Here is a 20817-nt window from a genome sequence, read left to right as displayed (position 1 = left end):
AAGAGCTTTTTTCTTCCGCTCTCCGCCGCGGCTCACCACCGCGCCGACAGCTTTGTTAGAATACCAAATCCTTCCCTCTTTGTCAATACCTTTTTTCACCTTTTTTCGCTCCCTTTTTGAGGACGCATTTCCGCTCCTCAAATCAGGCTGGGCAAACCGGGGTTCCAGTGCTATAATGTCCTGTGAACATGGAACTATACATTAGATTAGGAGGGATCTCTCTGCGAATCCATCGCATGACCGCCACCTTCGGAAAGCTGCGGGGCAGCACACTGGAGCTGCAGGACGGTCTGAATATCCTGCAGGCGCCCAATGAAACAGGGAAGTCCACCTGGTGCGCGTTTCTGCTGGCGATCCTCTATGGCATCAACAGCCGGGAGCGGGACCGGGCGGGCTTCATCGCGGACAAGAACCGCTTCGCCCCCTGGTCCGGCGTCTCCATGTCCGGCCGGATGGACTGCTCCACGGACCTGGGGGAACTGACGCTGACCCGCGCCACCCGCCGTCAGACCAGCCCCATGGGGGAATTCGCCGCCGTCTACACGGGCACCAACGAGCCGGTGCCGGGCCTGACCGGCACCGGCTGCGGAGAGTCGCTGCTGGGCATCAGCCGGGAGGTGTTCGAGCGCAGCGCCTTCATCCGGCAGAACGGCCTGTCCATCAGCCAGGACGCCGAACTGGAGCGGCGCGTCGCCGCCCTGATCTCCTCAGGGGAGGAGGGCACCTCTTATACAGAGGCCGCGGAAGCCCTGAAAAAGCAGCTGAACCGCCGCCGGCACAACAGGACCGGCCAGCTCCCGGCGCTGGAGGCGGAGCTGGCGGACCTGGAGCGGCAGCTGGCTGACAGCAGTGCGCTGGCCCGGCAGCTGGCTGACGCCCGTGCCCAGGCAGAAGCCCTGGCCGTGCGGGTGGAATCCGTTCAGGGCGAGCTGGCCGCCTGTGACCGCTGGGAGGCCGCCCAGCGCCGCCGGGTGCTCTCGGATGCGGCAGAAGCCGCCCGGCAGGCAGAGGACCGTGCCGCCCAGGTGCGGGAACAGCTCCAAAGGGATCAGATCCCGGAGAACGAGACCATCGCCCGGCTGCGGGGCGCCATCGTCAATCTGGAGACCACCCGAAAGGCCGTGGACAAGGCCCGGTCGGAGCGGGACGAGGCCATGAAGGCATTGCTGCGGGCGGAGGCCGCCGTCAACGAGAGCCCCTTTGCCGGGCAAACAGCAGAGGAGGCTCGGAAATCCGCCGCCTCCGTTCCCGATTCCGCCCCCTGGCCGCTCAGTGAGCTGCTGCCCTCTATTTTTCTGGGGGCCCTTGCCTTAATTTTAAGCATCATCAGTATTCTTGGCATGAATGATGCCTTTGCGGATGCTATTTTCTATGGCATTCCCTGCGCCATCGGCGCTCTGGTTATTCCCATCTATAAGAATCACAAGTGGCAGAAAGAGACCTCCGCGTTTTTGAAAAAGCATGGTGTTTCCTCCGCTGCCGAACTGCGGATGCAGGCCGCCGCTTACGCCAAGCTGTGGGAAGCCCGGGACGCCGCCCAGGCCAACGCCAACGCCAAGTCCGCGGCCGCAGATACCTTATATAATACGCTGACCTCCAACGAGCAGGGCATCCTGCTGGAGGTCCGGCGCTTTGCCCCGGGAGCCTTTGACATCCCAACGGCAGATCAGCTGCTGCGCTCCTGCGCCGTCCGCCGGAAGGAGCTGGCGGAGGTGGAGTCCGCCGCCCGGGAGGCCCGGCTGCGCTGTGACCTCCAGGCCCAGCAGACGCCGGAGGCGGACGTCCCCGCCGACGAGCCCCCCGCCCCGGTCCGGAGCCGGGAGGCCGTCTCCGCCGATCTGGAGGCGGCCCGGGCCGCTCTGGCCCAGGCCCGGTCGGCGGCGGACCATCTCACCGGCCAGCTCCAAGCCCTGAAAAATCCTGAGGACCTTCGGGCCCGCCGGGCGGCGCTGGAGGAACAGCGGGCCGGGCTGGAGGCGGAGTACAGCGCCATCCGCCTGGCCATGGAGACGCTGGAGCGGGCCAACACCGCCCTGCAGAACCGGTTCTCCCCGGAATTGGGCCGCCGGGCCGCCGAGATCTTCGCCCAGCTCACCGGCAGCCGTTACAGCGGCGTGGTGCTGGACCGGAGTTTCCGCCTCTCCGCCGAGCCGGCGGGGGATCCGGTGTTCCGGGACGCGGCGCTGCTCTCCGCCGGGACGCTGGACCAGCTGTATCTGGCGGTGCGGCTGGCCATCTGCGACCTGGTGCTGCCGCCGGAAAAGCAGGTGCCCATCGTGCTGGACGATGCCCTGGCCAATTTCGACGACCGGCGCTGCGCCGCCGCCCTGCGGTTTTTGAAGGAGGCCGCTGGGGACCGGCAGATCCTGCTCTTCACCTGCCACAGCCGGGAGGCGGAATTTTTTGCCGGAGACGGCGAAGTTTCCATCCAGCGGTTGACGGATGCGGGGGAAGAGGTATAAGATATGGATTGCGCCGGTACACATTTAAAATAGAATGGTGCCCGGGCGCCTGAGACCTTGTTAGATCACGCGGAAGCGAAAAAAGGAGATATCCGTATTATGAGCGAATGCACCCATGACTGCTCCACCTGCGGCGAGAGCTGCAGCGAGCGGCAGGAGCCCCAGTCCCTGCTGAAGGAGCACCATCCCGAGGCCCACATCGGCAAAGTGTTCGGCGTCGTGTCCGGCAAGGGCGGCGTGGGCAAATCCATGGTCACCAGCCAGCTGGCGGTCACCATGCGCCGCCGGGGCTACCAGGTGGGCGTCCTGGACGCCGACGTCACCGGCCCCTCCATCCCCAAGGCCTTCGGCATCCACGGCCAGGCCATGGGCAGTGAGGCGGGGCTGTATCCCATGGTGTCCAAAACCGGCATCCAGGTGATGAGCACCAACCTGCTGCTGCCCAATGAGACGGACCCGGTCATCTGGCGGGGCCCGGTCATCTCCGGCGTGGTCCAGCAGTTCTGGACCGATGTGCTGTGGAACTGCGACTATCTGTTCGTGGACATGCCGCCGGGAACCGGCGACGTGTCTCTCAGCGTGTTCCAGTCCATCCCCCTGGACGGCATCGTCATCGTGGCCTCCCCCCAGGAGCTGGTGAGCATGGTGGTGGAGAAGGCCGTCAAAATGGCGGAGATGATGGAGGTCCCCATCGTGGGTCTGGTGGAAAACATGAGCTATGTGGCCTGCCCGGACTGCGGGAAGAAGATCTACCTCTTCGGCCAGGGCAAGACCGCCCAGGCCGCGGAGCGCCATCACCTGCCCGTGCTGGCGGAGATGCCCATCGATCCGGCCCTGGCCGCTCTCACCGACGCCGGGGACATCGAATCCTTCCAGGGCAGCTGGCTGGACCAGGCCGCCGACAAGCTGGAGGGGAAGTAAAACACAACGGCCGCACTGTGTCCATCCACGGTGCGGCTTTTGTTCCTTTTTGTCCGTCCTATGCAAATCCACCGGAGAGAGGCCCCGCATTTTGTGGGCAAAAACAGTTGCAAAATGCAGCAGGATTCGAGATAATAGGAAAAAGATCAAATTTGGCATAAAATCATGCAAAATACAGAGAGATCAAGGGGGAATCACCCATGCAGGAACTGAAGGACCGCATTGTGAAAGAGGGCAAGGTGCTGCCCGGCAACATCATCAAGGTGGACGGCTTCCTGAACCACCGCATCGACACGGAGCTGATGGACCACATCGCCGAGGAGTTCGGCAAGCACTTCAACATGGACGAGGTCACCGTGATCCTCACCGCCGAGGCCAGCGGCATCGCCCTGTCCGCCATCGTGGCCCAGCATTACCACAAGCCCATGATCTTCGCCAAGAAGGCCAAGAGCGACAACATCGAGGGCGGCCTGTACCAGAGCGACATCTTCTCCTACACCTATAAGAAGAAGGTGACCCTGCTGGTGTCCAAGGAGTGGCTCTCCTCCGACGACAAGGTGCTGATCATCGACGACTTCATGGCCAACGGCGAGGCCATGCGGGGCCTGTGCGACATCGTCGATGCCGCCGGCGCCACGCTGGTGGGCATCGGCTGCGCCGTGGAGAAGGGCTTCCAGGGCGGCGGCGACCGGCTGCGGGCCGCCGGCGTGAACCTGAAGTCCCTGGCCATCATCGAGTCCGCCGAGCCCGGCAACATCGTCTTCCGGGACGAGGACTGAGCCCTTCGCCTGAACCGAATTTACACAAAGGAGGAATCCCCTTGTCTCACCAGACTGTCATCGTGCTGGACTTCGGCGGGCAGTACAACCAGCTGATCGCCCGCCGGGTCCGGGAGTGCGGCGTCTACTGCGAGGTGAAGCCCTACACCACCCCGCTGGAGCAGATCCGCGCCATGGAGCCCATCGGCATCATCTTCACCGGCGGCCCCAACAGCGTGTATGATCCCAAGTCCCCCCAGGTGGACCCGGCCATCTTCACCTGGGGCGTGCCCATCCTGGGCATCTGCTACGGCTGCCAGCTGATGGCCCACAACCTGGGCGGCCGGGTCACCGAGGCCCAGGATGACTCCGCCCGGGAGTACGGCAAGACCGAGACGTATTTCGACACATCCTGCAGGCTCTTCAAGGGTCTGCCCGCCCAGGGCATCACCTGGATGAGCCACGGCGACTACATGGAGAAGGTGCCGGAGGGCTTCGCCCTGGTGGCCCACTCCGGCGCCTGCCCCAACGTGGCCATCTGTGACGAGAGCCGGGGCTTCTACGGCGTCCAGTACCATCCCGAGGTCAACCACACGGAGCACGGCACCGACATGATCCGCAACTTCCTGTACGAGGTCTGCGGCGCGGCGGGCGACTGGACCATGGGCGACTACAAGGAGACCGCCATCCGCCAGATCCGGGAGAAGGTCGGGGACGGCAAGGTCCTGCTGGCCCTGTCCGGCGGCGTGGACTCCTCCGTGGCAGCGGCCCTGGTGGCCGAGGCCGTGGGCAGCCAGCTGACCTGCGTGTTCGTGGACCACGGTCTCATGCGCCTGAACGAGGGCGACGAGGTGGAGGCCGCCTTCAAAAAGTGGGACATCAACTTCGTCCGGGCCAACGCCGAGGACCTGTTCCTGGGCAAGCTGGCCGGGGTCACGGAGCCGGAGCGCAAGCGGAAGATCATCGGTGAGGAGTTCATCCGGGTCTTTGAGGCGGAGGCCAAGAAGATCGGCCAGGTGGACTATCTGGTCCAGGGCACCATCTATCCCGACGTGATCGAGTCCGGCACCGGCGACGCCGCCGTCATCAAGAGTCACCACAACGTGGGCGGTCTGCCGGACTATGTGGACTTCAAGGAGATCATCGAGCCCCTGCGGATGCTGTTCAAGGACGAGGTCCGTCAGCTGGGCCGGGAGCTGGGCCTGCCGGAGTACCTGGTGATGCGCCAGCCCTTCCCGGGCCCGGGCCTTGCCATCCGGGTGATCGGTGAGATCACCAAGGAGAAGCTGGACACCCTGCGCCAGGCGGACTTCATCTTCCGGGACGAGATCGCCAAGGCCCATCTGGAGGGCACCATGAGCCAGTACTTCGCGGTGCTGACCAACATGCGCTCCGTGGGCGTCATGGGCGACGGCCGGACGTACGACTACACCCTGGCCCTGCGGTCCGTCACCACCACGGACTTCATGACCGCCGACTGGACCCGTATTCCCTACGAGGTCTTGGACCGTGTCAGCGTGCGCATCGTCAACGAGGTGCCCCACATCAACCGGATCGTGTACGATATCACCAGCAAGCCCCCGGCAACCATTGAGTGGGAATAATTGGATCTTTATGACAGCAGCGGCAGGTGGCCTGGCGGCCATCTGCCGCTGCTTTGCCTGCTTCGACTGGACGGTCTGCAGGAGCGGGCTTGCCTTTTCCCGTCCTCCATATTATAATACTGCTTCAGAAGTCTGACCGGGAAAGGGGGGAGGTTCCCATGCACAGACACAGTCCCGGTGCCTGCCACGGCCAGATGTCAGAGGCCTTTTCCACCATGGTCTTTCTGACGCTCTCCGGCGGTCTGCAGGACGCCTATACCTACTGTGTCCGGGGCGGTGTGTTCGCCAATGCCCAGACCGGGAACATCGTGCTGATGAGCCAGCGCGCCTTTGCAGGAGACCTCGCCGGGGTCCTGCGTTACCTGATCCCGCTGCTGGCCTTTGCACTGGGTGTTTTTGCCGCAGAGGCGGTCCGCCGCCGCTGCCAGGGGATCTCCCGGCTCCACTGGCGGCAGCTGGTGGCTCTGGCGGAGATCGTTCTGCTTTTTGCCGTGGGATTCCTGCCGCCGGCCGCGGACCCGCTGGCCAACGCGCTGGTGTCCTTCACCTGTGCCATGCAGGTCCAGGCCTTCCGCAAGGTCAACGGCAGTGCCTACGCCAGCACCATGTGCATCGGCAATCTCCGCAGCGGGGTGGATGCCCTCTGCGCCTACTGGGACACCCGGGACCGGACCGCCCTGCGGAGATCCGGCCGCTATTTCGCGGTGATCCTCATCTTTGCCCTGGGCGCCGGGCTGGGCGGCGCCGTCTCTCAGCTGTGGGGGCGGCGGGCCATCTGGGCCAGCTGCGGGCTGCTGGCCGTCAGCTTTCTGCTGATGTTCGGCCAGGAGATCCGGGAAGAGGCCGAGGGACGCTGATCCTCTGCGCCTCTGATCATATTCGGGAAATTCGGGAAAGGATGTCTGTCATATGTCTGAAAACGCCAAAATGCTCCATGTGAACCTGGCCCCCGGAGAGGCGGGCCGCTACGCCATCGTCCCCGGGGACCCGGACCGGTGCGAGCTGATCGCCGCCCATCTGGACAACCCCCGCATGGTGACCCGGAAGCGGGAATTCACCACCTGGGAGGGCACGCTGGAGGGGGAGCGGGTCACCGTCACCTCCACCGGCATCGGCGGCCCCTCCACCGCCATCTGTGTGGAGGAGCTCCACAAGTGCGGGGCGGACACCTTCATCCGGGTGGGCACCTGTGCCTCCACCTGCGCCGACGTTCAGTGCGGCGACATCGTGGTGGTCAGCGGCAGCGTCCGCATGGACGGCACCAGCCGCCACTACCTGCCCCTGGAGTTCCCCGCCGTGCCCAGCTACCAGCTGCTGAAGGCCCTGGAGGAGAGCGCCGTCTCCCTGGGCTTCCACACCACGGTGGGCGTCAGCATCACCAAGGACTCCTTCTACACCCAGACGGAGCCGGAGACGAAGCCGGTGGCCGACGAGCTGATCCGCCGCTGGCAGAGCTACGTCCGGGGCGGCGCCGTCTGCACCTCCATGGAGGAGTCCATCCTCTTCTCCGTGGGCGCCAGCCTGGGCGTGCGCACCGCCTCCATCCTGGTGTCCGCCACCAATTTCGACGGGTCCGTCTCCAAGCGCAACAGCGCCGACGTCTATCCCACCGACAGCATCCAAAAGCCCATCCTCTCCGCCATCGAGGCCCTGCGCCGGATCATCCGGCAGGACAAGGGCTGATCTCCCTCCGGATATCAAAACCGCCCCGTGCCTGTGGCACGGGGCGGTTCTGTTTCATCATGTCTCCCCGCCGTACTCCCGGCGGTATTCCTCCAGCTCCGCCGCGTCCCGGTCGTCCAGGGCGTGGAGCCCGCCCCGGCCCTCCATGTGGTGGGTCAGCTCGTGGGAGAGGGTGGTGTACAGCTCGTCCTCCCAGGTTTGCTCGTCCCAGTCCTCCCGCTCCGCCAGGGCGGCGAAGGATCCGTAGTACAGGTTGATGTACTGGCCCAGGCAGTCATCGCAGTACTCCCCCAGGATATACATCTCCCCCTGGGGGAATTCCGGGTCCGGCCTGGCCTCCTCCAGCAGGTTGATGCCGCCGTTGAGACCGTCGAACAGTTCCTCCGGAAAGCTGTCCGCCATGTCGTCCAGCAGGTCGTTCACCTGATCGATGGTCATCATCGTCATGGCCGCTTCCTCCTCACGCCTTGGGCGCCTGCTTCATAGAGAGGCTGATGCGCTTTTTCTTCTCATCCACCTCCAGCACCACAACCTGGACGATGTCGCCCACGGATACCACCTCGGAGGGGTGCCTGATGAACTTCTTGGACACCTGGGAGATGTGGACCAGGCCGTCCTGGTGGACGCCGATGTCCACGAAGACACCGAAGTCGATGACGTTGCGGACCGTGCCCGTCAGCACCATGCCGGGCTTCAGGTCCTTCATCTCCAGCACGTCGGTGCGGAGGATGGGCTTGGGCAGCTCGTCCCGGATGTCCCGGCCGGGCTTCATCAGCTCCGCTGCCACGTCCCGCAGCGTGGGCACACCCACGCCGCAGGCCTCCGCCGCTTTCTCTTCGCCATAGGCCTTGATCTGGGCGTTCAGGTCCCCCAGCTTCCCGTCCCGGACGTCCGCAAGGGAGTGGCCGGTGAGGGAGAGCAGCTTCTCTGCCGCGCCGTAGCTCTCCGGGTGGACGGCGGTGTTGTCCAGGATGCTCTTGCTCTCCGGCACCCGCAGGAAGCCGGCGCACTGCTCAAAGGCCTTGGGGCCCAGCTTGGGGACCTTCAGGATCTGCTTGCGGGATGTGAAGGGGCCGTTTTCCTCCCGGTAGGCCACCACATTTTTCGCCGTGGCGGCGTTCAGCCCCGCCACCCGCTGGAGCAGGGAGGGGGAGGCGGTGTTCACGTCCACGCCCACGGCGTTGACGCAGTCCTCCACCACGCCGTTCAGGGCCTCGTCCAGCCGCTTGGGGGGCATGTCGTGCTGGTACTGCCCCACGCCGATGGCCTTGGGGTCGATCTTCACCAGCTCCGCCAGAGGGTCCTGGAGCCGCCGGGCGATGGACACGGCGGACCGCAGATTCACGTCGTACTGGGGGAACTCCTCCGCCGCCAGGGGGCTGGCGGAATACACGCTGGCGCCGGCCTCGCTGACGATCATGTAGCTAACGTGGGCGCCGGCCTCGTTCACCTGATGGATCAGCTTCACCGCCATCTGCTCCGTCTCCCGGCTGGCGGTGCCGTTGCCGATGGCGATGTGCTCCACACCGTGCTTCCGGATCAGCTTTGCCAGCGTCGCGATGGCCTCCTTCTCCTGCCGCTCGCCGTAGGTGGGGTAGACCACGGCGGTGTCCAGCACCTTACCGGTGCCGTCCACAACCGCCACCTTGCAACCCATCCGGTATCCCGGGTCCAGGCCCATGGTGACCTTGCCCTTCACCGGCGGCTGCATCAGCAGGGGTTTCAGGTTCAGGGCGAACTGGCCGATGGCCCCCTCGTCCGCCTGGTCCGTCAGGGCGGAGCGGGCCTCCCGCTCCAGGGCGGGGAAGATCAGGCGGTCATAGGCGTCCTCCGCCGCGGCCTTGACGAATTCCATGGCCGCGCTGCCGGGGACGATCACGTGGCGCCGGACGGTCTGGAGGGCCCGATCCCGGTCCAGTTCCACACGGACCTTCAGAAAGTTCTCCTTCTCCCCCCGGTTGATGGCCAGCACCTGGTGCCCCTGGAGCCGGGAGAGGGGCTGGGCGAAGTCGTAGTACAGCCGGTAGACAGAGTCCTCCTCCACCGCCGCCTGGGAGCAGAGCTTGCCCTCCCGCTCCAGCAGAGACCGGAGGGTCTTGCGGAGGGCCGCGTCGTCGCTGATGGTCTCGGCGATAATGTCGGAGGCGCCGGCCAGGGCGTCCTCCGCCGTCTCCACGCCCTTTTCGGCATCCACATACCGGGCGGCCTCCGCCGCCGGGTCCGGGCAGTCCGGGCCCTGGGCGAACAGCACCTCCGCCAGGGGCGCCAGCCCCTTCTCCCGGGCGGCGGTGGCCCGGGTGCGGCGCTTCTGCTTGTAGGGGCGGTACAGGTCCTCCACCTCCGCCAGGGTCTGGGCGGCGTCGATGGCGGCGGAGAGCGCATCCGTCAGCTTGCCCTGCTCCTCGATGGCCTTCTTCACCGCCTCCCGGCGGTCCGCCAGGTTCCGCAGGTACTGGAGCCGCTCCTCCAGTGTCCGCAGGGCGGTGTCGTCCATGGCGCCGTGGAGCTCCTTGCGGTACCGGGCGATGAAGGGGATGGTGTTGCCCTCGTCCAGAAGGCGGACCACGTTTTCCACGTGGCGGGGATCCTTGTTCAGTTCAGCTGCCAGCTGTTGGATGATGTCCTGCATGGGGCGTGATCCTTCCTTTTCTGTGAAATGGGGCGGCTGTCTGCCGCCAGGGAAATACGGTCATTGGGATGGCTGGACAGATGCACCCGCTGCTGGGTGGGGAGGGGCCGCCGAACGGCGGCCGGGAGGGGATCTGCTCCCGCAGGGGGGCTTGTCCAACGGGGATGCACCCCCCATTTCTCTTTTGTCGTGCCAAAAGAGAAACGGGCCGTGCACGGTCCAAAGAGAAAAGCGTTGGCGCGCTCCGGTGCAGTGGCCCTCCGCGCGACGGGGGGCGACGTATCGGTGCAAGCGCCGATTTGGCCTTGCCTTCGGGCACGCTTGGGTCTTCTGCGAGGTCGGTACTGCCGTCCCGTGGCGGATGGTGCGGAGGTCGTCGGGGTGCAAGAACGCATTTGACCAGCTTCTCTTTTACTGTCTCGCGCTGCGGCGCTCCCAGTATTTCCGTCACCAGTGTTCCACTGGCTCCTCCTTCCGCGCGTTCCGCTTGCCCGCAAGGGGCACGCCGCATCCGTAAGCGGCAAAGCCGCCAACGGCTGCGCAGTCGCTACGCGCTGCCCGGACAGGCATAGGGGCTGTTGCGTTGGCCCATGCTACAGCTCTCATCAACAACCGGCCAGCGGCAGCGAAAAGAGAAGCTGGATGTATCCCAGACCTCCCCGGGCCAAAGGTTTCCCCAAGGGCCGGACGTTTCCGTCCCTGACTTCTACAAGGAAGTGCCAGCCTTCCCCCGCCGGCGGCAGGAGGTCTGCGCTGGCGCAGACCGACCCGCCGAAGCGCCTTTTTCTCTTCCACCGGGCGCGGCGCATTCTCTTTTTGGGCAAGACCAAAAAGAGAATGGGGGGCGCATCCCTGTGGGAACAACCCCCTGGCGGGAGCCAGACCCCCGAGGCCGCCGAACGGCGGCCCCCGCCTCTCCGAAGGGACGCCTTTCACCAGTCCCTTCCCTCCGGAAAGCGGAGCCCCATATTCCAAGCGGCGTATCCCCAGCTCGGAGATCGCCCTTCTTATTTGTGATACAGCTTCTTCGTCTCGTACCGTGCCTCACAGCTGACGTTGATGCCCAGCCGCCGCAGAAGGTTTTCGTCCACATCGCTGAGGATCACCGTGAAGTGGGCGTCGCAGCCCCGGAGCTTGGGCAGCTGCTGCTGGGCCAGCTCCGCCAGGGGATTGGTAAGGGCGGAGATGGTCAGGGCCATCAGCACCTCATCCGTGTGGAGACGGGGGTTCTTGTGGCCCAGGTATTGCGTCTTGAGCCGGCACACCGGCTCCAGCACCTGGGCGGAGATCAGCTCGAACTGGTCGCCGATGCCGCCCACAGCCTTCAATGCGTTCAGCAGCAGGGCGGAGGCCGCCCCCAGGGTATCGGAGGTCTTGCCAGTGACCACCCGGCCGTCCGGCAGCACCATGGCGCCGGCGGGGCCGCCGGTGGTCTCCGCCTTCAGCAGGGCCGCGGACACCGCCGGGCAGATCTCCGGGGTGACGTTCGCCTGCTGCATCACCAGCTCCAGCTTCCGCACCGGCTCGTCCCCGGCCTTGCCCCGCAGCCGTTCTGCGCAGGCGGTGTAGTACCGCCGCAGGATCTCCATCCGGCTGGCGGCGCAGCACACCTCGTCGTCGCAGATGCAGCTGCCCGCCATGTTCACGCCCATGTCCGTGGGAGACTGGTAGGGAGATGTGCCCTGGATCTTCTCAAAAATGGCGTTCAGCACCGGAAAGATCTCCACGTCCCGGTTGTAGTTCACTGCCGTCTTGCCATAGGCCTCCAGGTGGAAGGGGTCGATCATGTTCACGTCGTTCAGGTCTGCCGTGGCCGCCTCATAGGCCAGGTTCACCGGGTGCTTCAGGGGCAGATTCCAGATGGGGAATGTCTCAAACTTGGCGTAGCCGGACCGGATGCCCCGCTTGTAGTCGTGGTAGAGCTGGCTCAGGCAGGTGGCCATCTTGCCGCTGCCGGGGCCCGGCGCCGTCACCACCACCAGGGGATGGGTGGTCTCCACGTAGTCGTTCTTTCCCAGGCCCTCGTCGCTGACGATGTGCTGTACGTCGGAGGGGTAGCCGGCGATGGGATAGTGGCGGTAGCACCGGATGCCCAGAGCCGTCAGCCGCTTCAAAAAGGCGTCCGCCGCCCCCTGGCCGCTGTAGCGGGTCATCACCACGCCGCCCACATAAAAGCCCATGCCCCGGAAGATGTCGATCAGCCGCAGCACGTCGTCGTCATAGGTGATGCCCAGGTCCCCGCGGACCTTGTTCTTCTCGATATCCGCGGCGTTGATGGCGATGAGGATCTCCACATCATCCTGCAGCTGCTGGAGCATGCGGATCTTGCTGTCCGGCTCGAATCCCGGCAGGACCCGGGAGGCGTGGTAGTCGTCGAACAGCTTGCCGCCGAACTCCAGATACAGCTTGCCGCCGAACTGGGCGATGCGCTTTTTGATCTGCTCGGACTGGGTGGTGAGATACTTCTGATTGTCAAAACCGATGGCCGGCATACGATCTTCCCCTTTTCTCTCTGTTTGATCAAAATCCGGTTGATAGTATATCACACCCCGTGCCGTTTTGGAAGTGGAGAACCGGGTCTTTTCCATCTCGGTCCGGCCGCGGCTTGCGGATCGCGCTGCGCCATGATACAATCGGGATACAAATCGGAAAACAGGAAACGGAGGTCGTACCATGGACCACACGGACCGCTTCACCGGGCGGCAGGAAGACTATCAGGCGGGCAGGCCCTCTTATGCTCAGGGACTTCTGGACTGGCTGGAGACCCTATACACGCCGCCGGGGGACTTTGCCGCAGCGGACGTGGGCTCCGGCACCGGAAAGCTGTCCGCCCAGCTGCTGGCGGCAGGATTCCGCGTCTGCGGCGTGGAGCCCAACAGGGATATGCGGAGCGCGGCAGAATCGCTTTTGGGAGCGGATCCCCGCTTCACCTCCCGGAACGGCACGGACCGGGACACGGGGCTGCCGGACCGGTCCGTGGACTTCGTCACAGCCGCCCAGGCGTTCCACTGGTTCGACGGCGGTGCCTTTGCCCGGGAGTGCCGCCGGATCCTGCGCCCCGGCGGGCAGGTCTATCTCATCTGGAACATCCGGACGGACGCGCCGGTCAACCAGGCGCTGGCCGGGCTCTTTCGGGTCCACTGCCCGGATTTTCGGGGCTTCAGCGGCGGGATGGCGGAAGATGATCCCCGCATCCGGGCATTCTTCGGCGGACGGTACGAGAAGCGGCGGTTCCCCAACCCCCTGACACTGGACCGGGACCGCTTTCTGCGGCGGTGCTTTTCCAGCTCCTACTCCCTGCGGGAGGGGGATGCCGGTTATCCCGCCTATTTGGCGGCGCTGGAGGATCTGTTCGGCCAGTTTTCCCAGAACGGCCTGCTGCTCCAGCCCAATGAGACGTTGGTCTATGCAGGAGCTCCCGCGGTCGAGGCGCCGGAAAGGTCGACCTATTAGAGAAATTTATCCCCGGCATAACGAGGTTGTTCTTTACTTATAAGATTTGCACCGATATAATAAGAAAGGTTGGGTATGTGTGCCCGGCCTGAGACGTTTTTTCCGTATAAATATAGACCGGGAGGTTTTGGGATATGTCAAATTGTGCCATCGTGGGAATCAACTGGGGCGACGAGGGCAAGGGCCGCATGGTGGACCTGATCACCGCTGACTATGACGTGGTGGTCCGCTATCAGGGAGGCGGCAACGCCGGCCACACCGTGGTGAACGAGTTCGGCAAGTTCGCCCTGCATCTGCTGCCCTCCGGCATCTTCCGCAAGGGCGTGGTGAACATCCTGGGCAACGGCGTGGCCCTGGACTGCGAAAGCCTGTGGACAGAGATCGCGGATGTCACCGGCAAGGGCGTGGCCATCACGCCGGAGAACCTGAAGATCAGCGACCGGGCGTCTTTGCTGCTGCCCTGGCACCGGGATCTGGACGCCCTGGAGGAGGCCCGCCTGGCGGACAAGAAGTACGGCTCCACCAAGCAGGGCATCGCTCCCTTCTACTCCGACAAGTACCAGAAGAAGACCGTCATGGCCGGTGAGCTGCTGTACCCGGACAAGCTGTGGGACCACCTGGCAGGCATTCTGGAATGGAAGAACCTGACGCTGGAGAAGGTCTACGGTGCCAGGCCCTACACCCTGGATGACCTGAAGGCCTGGGCGGCGGACTTCGGCGAGAAGATCAAGCCCTTCATCTGCGACACCGGCGCCTATCTGCGCCAGGCCCAGAACGAGGGGAAGAACATCCTGTTCGAGGCCCAGCTGGGCTCTCTGCGGGACCTGGACTACGGCATCTACCCCTACACCACCTCCTCCAACCCCATCGCCGCCTATGCGCCGGTGGGCTCCGGCCTGCCTACCGCCAAGCTGGACAAGGTCATCGGCGTGGTGAAGGCCTACTCCTCCTGCGTGGGCGAGGGCCCCTTCACCTGCGAGTGGTTCGGCCAGGAGGCGGAGCAGCTGCGGGAGGCCGGCGGCGAATACGGCGCCAAGACCGGCCGGCCCCGCCGGGTGGGTCCCATCGACATCGTGGCCACCCGGTACGGCATCCAGTGCCAGGGGGCCACGGACATCGCCCTGACCAAGCTGGACGTGCTGAGCTACATGGACCAGATCCCCATCTGCGCCCGGTATGAGCTGAACGGCCAGGAGACCGACGACTTCCCCTTCCCCGCCGTGCTGCCGGACGCCAAGCCGGTGATGACGGCTATGCCCGGCTGGAAGTGCGACATCTCCGGCGTCCGGACCTGGGAGGATCTGCCCCAGGCGGCCCGGGACTATGTGGAGTATGTGGAGCGGGAGATCGGCTGCCGCATCACCTACGTCTCCGTGGGTCCCGAAAGAGATTCTATCATTGTAAGATAAGCTGGATTCTGTGCGCGTTTCTTCGTTAGGAATTAGGAATGAGGAATTAGGAATTGTGGAGTCGCCTTCGGCGACGATCGAATGAAATCTGTCCGGCTGTGCCGGACACCTCAATCCCTAACTCCTAGCTCCTAATTCCTAATTTTTTCAACATCGATTTTCTGTGGAAAAGGAGGTCCTTCCTATGTCCAAGGACAAATACGAATCCCCCCTGGCGTCCCGGTATGCCTCGGCGTTCATGCTGCACCTGTTCTCCCCGGACATGCGCTTTCAGACCTGGCGGCGGCTGTGGGTGGCCCTGGCCCGGGCGGAGCACGATCTGGGCCTGCCCATCACGGCGGAGCAGGTGGCAGAGCTGGAGGCCCACGTCACCGACATCGACTATGATATGGCGGCGCAGCGTGAGAAAGAGGTCCGCCACGATGTGATGGCCCACGTGTACACCTACGGCAAGGCGGCCCCCTCCGCCGCCGGCATCATCCACCTGGGGGCCACCAGCTGCTATGTCACCGACAACGCGGACCTCATCCTTTACCGGGAGGGCCTGCGGTACCTCCGGGGGGAGCTGCTGGCGGTGGTGTCCAACCTGGCCGAATTCGCCGACACCTACAAGGGCACCCCCACCCTGGGCTACACCCACTATCAGCCCGCCCAGCTGGTGACGGTGGGCAAGCGTGCCACTCTCTGGATGCAGGACCTTCTGGCGGATCTGGAGGAGCTGGATTTCGTGCTCTCCCACATGAAGTTCCTGGGCTGCCGGGGCACCACCGGCACGGAGGCCAGCTTCGTGGACCTCTTCGACGGGGACACCGCCAAGATCGACGAGATGAACCGGCAGATCGCCGCGGAGTTCGGCTTTGACCAGTGCTTCTCCGTCTGCGGCCAGACCTATCCCCGGAAGGCGGACAGCCGCATCCTGAACTGTCTCTCCGCCATCGCTCAGAGCTGCTACCGGATGGCAAACGACATCCGCCTGCTGCAGCACGACCGGCAGGTGGAGGAGCCCTTCGAGAAGAACCAGATCGGATCCAGCGCCATGGCCTACAAGCGCAATCCCATGCGGTCCGAGCGGATCTGCTCCCTGGCCCGGTATCTCATGGCGGATGCCATGAACGCCCCCATGACCGCCTCCGTCCAGTGGCTGGAGCGGACGCTGGACGACTCCGCCAACCGCCGCATCTCCATGCCGGAGGGCTTCCTGTGCGCCGATGCCATCCTGCGCCTGGCCCAAAACGTCACCGACGGACTCCATGTCAACGAGAAGATCGTGGACCGGACCTGCCGGGAGTACCTGCCCTTCATCGCCACGGAGAACCTGATGATGGAGGGCGTCAAGCGGGGCGGGGACCGGCAGCAGCTCCACGAGATCATCCGCACCTGCTCCATGGCCGCCACTGCCAAAATGAAGGAGGGGGAGCCCTGCGACCTGCTCTCCCGTCTCGCGGCGGAGCCCGCCTTCGGCATGACGGAGGCGGAGATGGAGGCCGTGCTGGATCCGAAGCTGTACATCGGCCGCTGCCCGGAGCAGGTGGACGCGTTCCTGGCCCAGGTGCGGCCCCTGCTCTCCGGCGCCAGCCGGGAGATCCCGGAGATCAGCCTCTGATCGATCAGCCCATCCCGGCGCCCTGACCGCCGCCTTCCCGGCGGGCGGGGCGCCGGTGCCGTTTACCGGCAGGAGGCGCCGGGAGGAGGCTGCCGCTGGACTTTCCAGAAAAAGGTTGCCGAAAAAAGCAGGCTGATTTTGTCTATTTCGACGTTGACATCTCCGCAACTGCGGTGATACACTGCTACCATCGATTCCAAATCGAGGACAATCAGACATCAGCAAAGGCGTTGATGGAGAAAAGTACCGTGGAAGTTCCGGTTCAGTGAGCGGGAGACAGTGGGAACCCCGCACAAAGAGTCCACGGGAAGAACACTCCGTAGCTGCAATCTGAACGCGGGTCTCCGTCAGTAAGTGCGACGAGTTGTGATCGTTATCTCACACGGGCTTGTTGGAGCTTTGAAAGGGGTCCCCATACGGGGGCAAATTAGGTGGCACCGCGGATCGCAGCTATTCGTCCTAAAATTTTAGGAGGAAGCTGCGTTTTTCAATATCCGGAGGTGCTTTTATTTATGTGCGCGATCATGGGCTTTTCCAGAAAGACCCACACGAAAGAAGAGCTGCTGCCCTTCTTTGACCGGACCCGCTCCCGGGGGCCGGACATGTCCCGGATCATCGAGACCCCGTCCGGCTGGCTGTGCTTCCACCGGCTGGCCATCATGGGTCTGACAGAGGCGGGCATGCAGCCCTTTGAGCTGGACGGCAGCTACGTGGTCTGCAACGGCGAGATCTACGGCTTCCGTCCCCTGAAGCGGCAGCTGGCGGAAAAAGGCTACCAGTTCCAAAGCGGCAGCGACTGCGAGATCCTGCTGCCCCTGTACAAAGAGTACGGCCTGGACATGTTCGCCAAGCTGGACGCAGAGTTCGCCCTGATTATCTACGACGCCAAAAAGGGCGATCTCATCGCCGCCCGGGACCCCATCGGCATCCGGCCCCTGTACTACGGCTATGATCGCGCCGGCGCCATCGTCTTTGCCAGCGAGCCGAAGAACCTGGTGGGGCTGTGCAGGGAGATCTGCCCCTTCCCGCCGGGACACTACTACGCGGACGGGAGATTCGTCCGGTACGCGGATCTCACCACTGTCACCCAGTATTCCGCCGACGATCTGGAGACCGTCTGCCGCAACATCCGCAACAAGCTGATCGCCGCCGTGGACAAACGGCTGGACGCGGACGCCCCCCTGGGCTTCCTGCTCTCCGGCGGGCTGGACTCCTCCCTGGTGTGTGCCATCTCCTCGGTGGTGCTGGGGAAGAAGATCCGCACCTTCGCCATCGGCATGGACACGGACGCCATCGATCTGAAATACGCCCGGGAGGCGGCGGAGTTCATGGGCGCCGACCACACGGAGGTCTACATGACCCGGGAGGAGGTCCTGGCGGCGCTGCCCATCGTCATCGCCGCCCTGGGCACCTGGGACATCACCACCATCCGGGCCAGCATGGGGATGTACCTCTGCTGCAAGGCCATCCACGAGCGGACAGACGTGCGGGTGCTGCTGACCGGCGAGATTTCCGACGAACTCTTCGGCTACAAGTACACGGACTTCGCCCCCAGCGCCGAGGCCTTCCAGGCCGAGTCCAAGAAGCGTGTGGATGAGCTGCACATGTACGACGTGCTGCGGGCGGACCGGTGCATCTCCGTCAACTCCCTGGAGGCCCGGGTGCCCTTCGGCGACCTGGACTTCGTGAAATACGTCATGCGCGTGGATCCCAAGCTGAAGCAGAACACCTATCACATGGGCAAGTATCTGCTGCGCCACGCCTTTGAAAAAGACCACCTGCTGCCGGACAGCATCCTCTGGCGGCAGAAGGCCGCCTTCTCCGACGCGGTGGGCCACTCCATGGTGGACGACCTGAAGGCCTACGCCGAGGAGAAATACACGGACCTCGAATTCGAGACGCTGCGGCGCAAGTACGACTACTGCCCCCCCTTCACCAAGGAGAGCCTGCTGTACCGGGAGATCTTCGAGCAGTATTACCCCGGCCAGGCCCGGATGATCCGGGACTTCTGGATGCCCAACAAGTCCTGGGAGGGCTGCGATGTGGACGATCCCTCCGCCCGGGTCCTGTCCAACTACGGCGACAGCGGCAAATAAACCGCAAAACGCCGGGAGCCTATTGAGTTTCCCATATCGGATATGATACGATACCATTTGATCAATACAGGAGGATGAAACGCATGAGTACCACTATGAAGCTCCCCGAACTGTTCGGCAGCATGGTCTTCAACGAGGAGACCATGAAAGAGCGCCTCTCGTCCGCATCCTACGGCGCCTGGAAGACCTGTGTCACGGATGGGACCCCGCTGGACATCTCCACCGCCAATGAGATCGCCGAGGCCATGAAGCAGTGGGCCGTGGAGAAGGGCGCCACCCACTACACCCACTGGTTCCAGCCCATGACCGGCGTCACCGCCGAGAAGCACGACAGCTTCATCGCCCCCGCCGGCGGCGGCAAGATCATGATGGAGTTCTCCGGCAAGGAGCTGGTCCGGGGCGAGCCCGACGCCTCCTCCTTCCCCTCCGGCGGTCTGCGGGCCACCTTCGAGGCCCGGGGCTACACCGCCTGGGACCCCACCTCCTTCGCCTTCATCAAGGAGGGCTCCCTGTGCATCCCCACCATCTTCTGCTCCTACTCCGGCGAGGCTCTGGACAAAAAGACCCCCCTGCTGCGGTCCATGGAGGAGGTCAGTCGTCAGGCGGTCCGCATCCTGCGGCTGTTCGGCGACACGGAGACCAAGCGGGTGGTGGCTCAGGTGGGCCCGGAGCAGGAGTACTTCCTAATCGACAAGGCCCAGTACGCCAAGCGGGAGGATCTGCGGATGTGCGGCCGGACCCTGTTCGGCGCCAAGCCCCCCAAGGGCCAGGAGCTGGAGGACCACTACTTCGGCGCCATCCGTCCCCGGGTGGCCGCCTATATGAAGGATCTGGACGAGGAGCTGTGGAAGCTGGGCGTGCTCAGCAAGACCAAGCACAATGAGGTGGCCCCCTCCCAGCACGAGATGGCCCCCATCTACACCGACGCCAACTCCGCCTGCGACCAGAACCAGCTGGTGATGGAGATGATGAAGAAGGTGGCAGACCGCCACGGCTTGGTGTGCCTGCTGCACGAAAAGCCCTTTGCCGGCGTCAATGGCTCCGGCAAGCACGACAACTGGTCCCTGTCCACCGACACCGGCAAGAACCTGTTCAAGCCCGGCTCCACGCCCCGGCAGAACGCCCGGTTTCTTCTGTTCCTGGCGGCCTTCGTCAAGGGCGTGGACGACTATCAGGACTTCCTGCGGGCCACAGTGGCCTTCCCCGGCAATGACCACCGGCTGGGCGCCCAGGAGGCGCCGCCCGCCGTGCTGTCCATCTTCCTGGGCGATGAGCTGTCCGCTGTGGTGGAGTCCATCATCCACGACACGGACTTCCAGAGCGCCGGCAAGCGGACCCTGGAGATCGGCGTGGATGCCCTGCCTGCCATCCGGCAGGACAACACGGACCGCAACCGCACCTCTCCCATGGCCTTTACCGGCAACAAGTTCGAGTTCCGGATGCTGGGCGCCTCCCAGTCCATCTCCGGTCCCAACATCGCCCTGAACACCATCATGGCCGAGGAGCTGAAGCAGTTCGCCGACGAGCTGGAGCCCTCCCGGGACTTCCAGGCGGACCTGCAGAAGCTGATCCGCCGGGTCTTCACCGAGCATCAGCGGATCATCTTCAACGGCAACGGGTATGACGACGCCTGGCTGGAGGAGGCCAAGAAGCGGGGCCTGTACAACCTGACCTCCACCGCCGATGCCCTGCCCGTGTACACCGCCCAGAAGAACATGGATCTGTTCATCAACCACGGCATCTACACCAAGGGGGAGATCGAGGCCCGGGCCGAGATCCACATCGAGAACTACTCCACCGTCCTGACCATTGAGGCCAAGACCATGGCGGACATGATCCGCCACCAGATCCTGCCTGCCGTCTCCAAGTACGCCGACGATCTGTGCCAGCGGGCCTATCACAAGGACGCCATGGGTGTCTCCCGCCAGTATGAGACCTCCACCGCCAAGGAGATCGCCGCCCTGACGGACGCCCTGCAGGAGATCTGCGCCAAAATGGAGGCCGACCTGGACGCCATCCCCGCCGACGCCACTGCGGCCATGAACTACTGCCACGATGTGCTGATCCCGGATATGGCGAAAGCCCGGGAGGCCGCCGACCAGCTGGAGACGCTGACCGCCTCCGATTACTGGCCCTTCCCGGTGTACAGCGATCTGCTGTTCTACGTGTAAAATCCGCAAGAAGGTCCCGGCCTTTGGC

General features: G+C 64.3%; 14 protein-coding genes and 1 other annotated feature. Of the genes, 11 read left to right on the top strand and 3 right to left on the bottom strand.

Features of this window, described 5'->3' with window-relative positions:
- The first annotated feature begins 236 nt into the window (after nucleotides 1–236).
- The 6 genes from H9X91_RS07650 (at nucleotide 237) to H9X91_RS07625 (ending at nucleotide 7428) form a co-directional block, all read left to right on the top strand.
- On the top strand, nucleotides 237–2462 hold the full coding sequence (locus H9X91_RS07650) for an ATP-binding protein (protein ID WP_243414481.1): 2226 nt from the start codon (nucleotides 237–239) through the stop codon (nucleotides 2460–2462).
- Nucleotides 2463–2561: 99 nt separating this feature from the next.
- Complete coding sequence (locus tag H9X91_RS07645) at nucleotides 2562–3383, top strand: Mrp/NBP35 family ATP-binding protein (RefSeq protein ID WP_204804043.1); 822 nt, start codon at nucleotides 2562–2564, stop codon at nucleotides 3381–3383.
- Nucleotides 3384–3583: 200 nt separating this feature from the next.
- Complete coding sequence (locus tag H9X91_RS07640; RefSeq protein WP_204804042.1) at nucleotides 3584–4162, top strand: xanthine phosphoribosyltransferase; 579 nt, start codon at nucleotides 3584–3586, stop codon at nucleotides 4160–4162.
- A 41-nt stretch (nucleotides 4163–4203) separates the two neighbouring features.
- Entirely contained in the window at nucleotides 4204–5745 is a 1542-nt protein-coding gene (gene guaA / locus H9X91_RS07635; RefSeq protein ID WP_207752464.1) for a glutamine-hydrolyzing GMP synthase, read from the top strand.
- 158 nt (nucleotides 5746–5903) lie between these two features.
- A complete protein-coding gene (locus H9X91_RS07630; protein WP_243414480.1) occupies nucleotides 5904–6602 on the top strand; it encodes a YoaK family protein in 699 nt (232 codons plus the stop codon).
- Between the two features lie 52 nt (nucleotides 6603–6654).
- Nucleotides 6655–7428: a nucleoside phosphorylase gene (locus tag H9X91_RS07625; RefSeq protein WP_204804040.1), complete on the top strand. Its 774-nt coding sequence runs from the start codon at nucleotides 6655–6657 to the stop codon at nucleotides 7426–7428.
- A 57-nt stretch (nucleotides 7429–7485) separates the two neighbouring features.
- On the opposite strand, the gene H9X91_RS07620 is transcribed toward H9X91_RS07625, so the two are convergent.
- The 3 genes from H9X91_RS07620 to H9X91_RS07610 form a co-directional block, all read right to left on the bottom strand.
- On the bottom strand, nucleotides 7486–7875 hold the full coding sequence (locus H9X91_RS07620) for a metallopeptidase family protein (RefSeq protein ID WP_204804038.1): 390 nt from the start codon (nucleotides 7873–7875) through the stop codon (nucleotides 7486–7488).
- 13 nt (nucleotides 7876–7888) lie between these two features.
- A complete protein-coding gene (locus tag H9X91_RS07615; RefSeq protein WP_204804037.1) occupies nucleotides 7889–10057 on the bottom strand; it encodes a Tex family protein in 2169 nt (722 codons plus the stop codon).
- 1007 nt (nucleotides 10058–11064) lie between these two features.
- On the bottom strand, nucleotides 11065–12549 hold the full coding sequence (locus H9X91_RS07610; protein WP_204804035.1) for a DUF1846 domain-containing protein: 1485 nt from the start codon (nucleotides 12547–12549) through the stop codon (nucleotides 11065–11067).
- 181 nt (nucleotides 12550–12730) lie between these two features.
- Between H9X91_RS07610 and H9X91_RS07605 the strand changes: the two genes are divergently transcribed.
- The 5 genes from H9X91_RS07605 (at nucleotide 12731) to H9X91_RS07585 (ending at nucleotide 20789) form a co-directional block, all read left to right on the top strand.
- Complete coding sequence (locus H9X91_RS07605) at nucleotides 12731–13510, top strand: class I SAM-dependent methyltransferase (RefSeq protein WP_204804033.1); 780 nt, start codon at nucleotides 12731–12733, stop codon at nucleotides 13508–13510.
- A gap of 134 nt (nucleotides 13511–13644) precedes the next feature.
- The gene (locus tag H9X91_RS07600; protein ID WP_204804031.1) at nucleotides 13645–14919 is read left to right on the top strand and encodes an adenylosuccinate synthase; all 1275 of its coding nucleotides are present in this window, start codon (nucleotides 13645–13647) and stop codon (nucleotides 14917–14919) included.
- 184 nt (nucleotides 14920–15103) lie between these two features.
- Nucleotides 15104–16522: an adenylosuccinate lyase gene (purB, locus tag H9X91_RS07595; RefSeq protein ID WP_204804029.1), complete on the top strand. Its 1419-nt coding sequence runs from the start codon at nucleotides 15104–15106 to the stop codon at nucleotides 16520–16522.
- A 221-nt stretch (nucleotides 16523–16743) separates the two neighbouring features.
- Nucleotides 16744–16987 (top strand) — a binding site (T-box leader).
- A 47-nt stretch (nucleotides 16988–17034) separates the two neighbouring features.
- Nucleotides 17035–18618 (top strand): asparagine synthase B, encoded by a 1584-nt coding sequence (gene asnB / locus H9X91_RS07590; RefSeq protein WP_204804027.1) that lies wholly within the window; start codon nucleotides 17035–17037, stop codon nucleotides 18616–18618.
- Nucleotides 18619–18701: 83 nt separating this feature from the next.
- Nucleotides 18702–20789, top strand: a complete 2088-nt coding sequence (locus H9X91_RS07585; RefSeq protein WP_204804025.1) for a glutamine synthetase III family protein — start codon at nucleotides 18702–18704, stop codon at nucleotides 20787–20789.
- Nucleotides 20790–20817 lie beyond the last annotated feature (28 nt).

This window comes from Oscillibacter valericigenes (assembly GCF_016902445.1).
Taxonomy (GTDB): Bacteria; Bacillota; Clostridia; order Oscillospirales; family Oscillospiraceae; genus Oscillibacter; species Oscillibacter avistercoris.
This window is presented reverse-complemented; position numbering and strand designations above follow the sequence as displayed.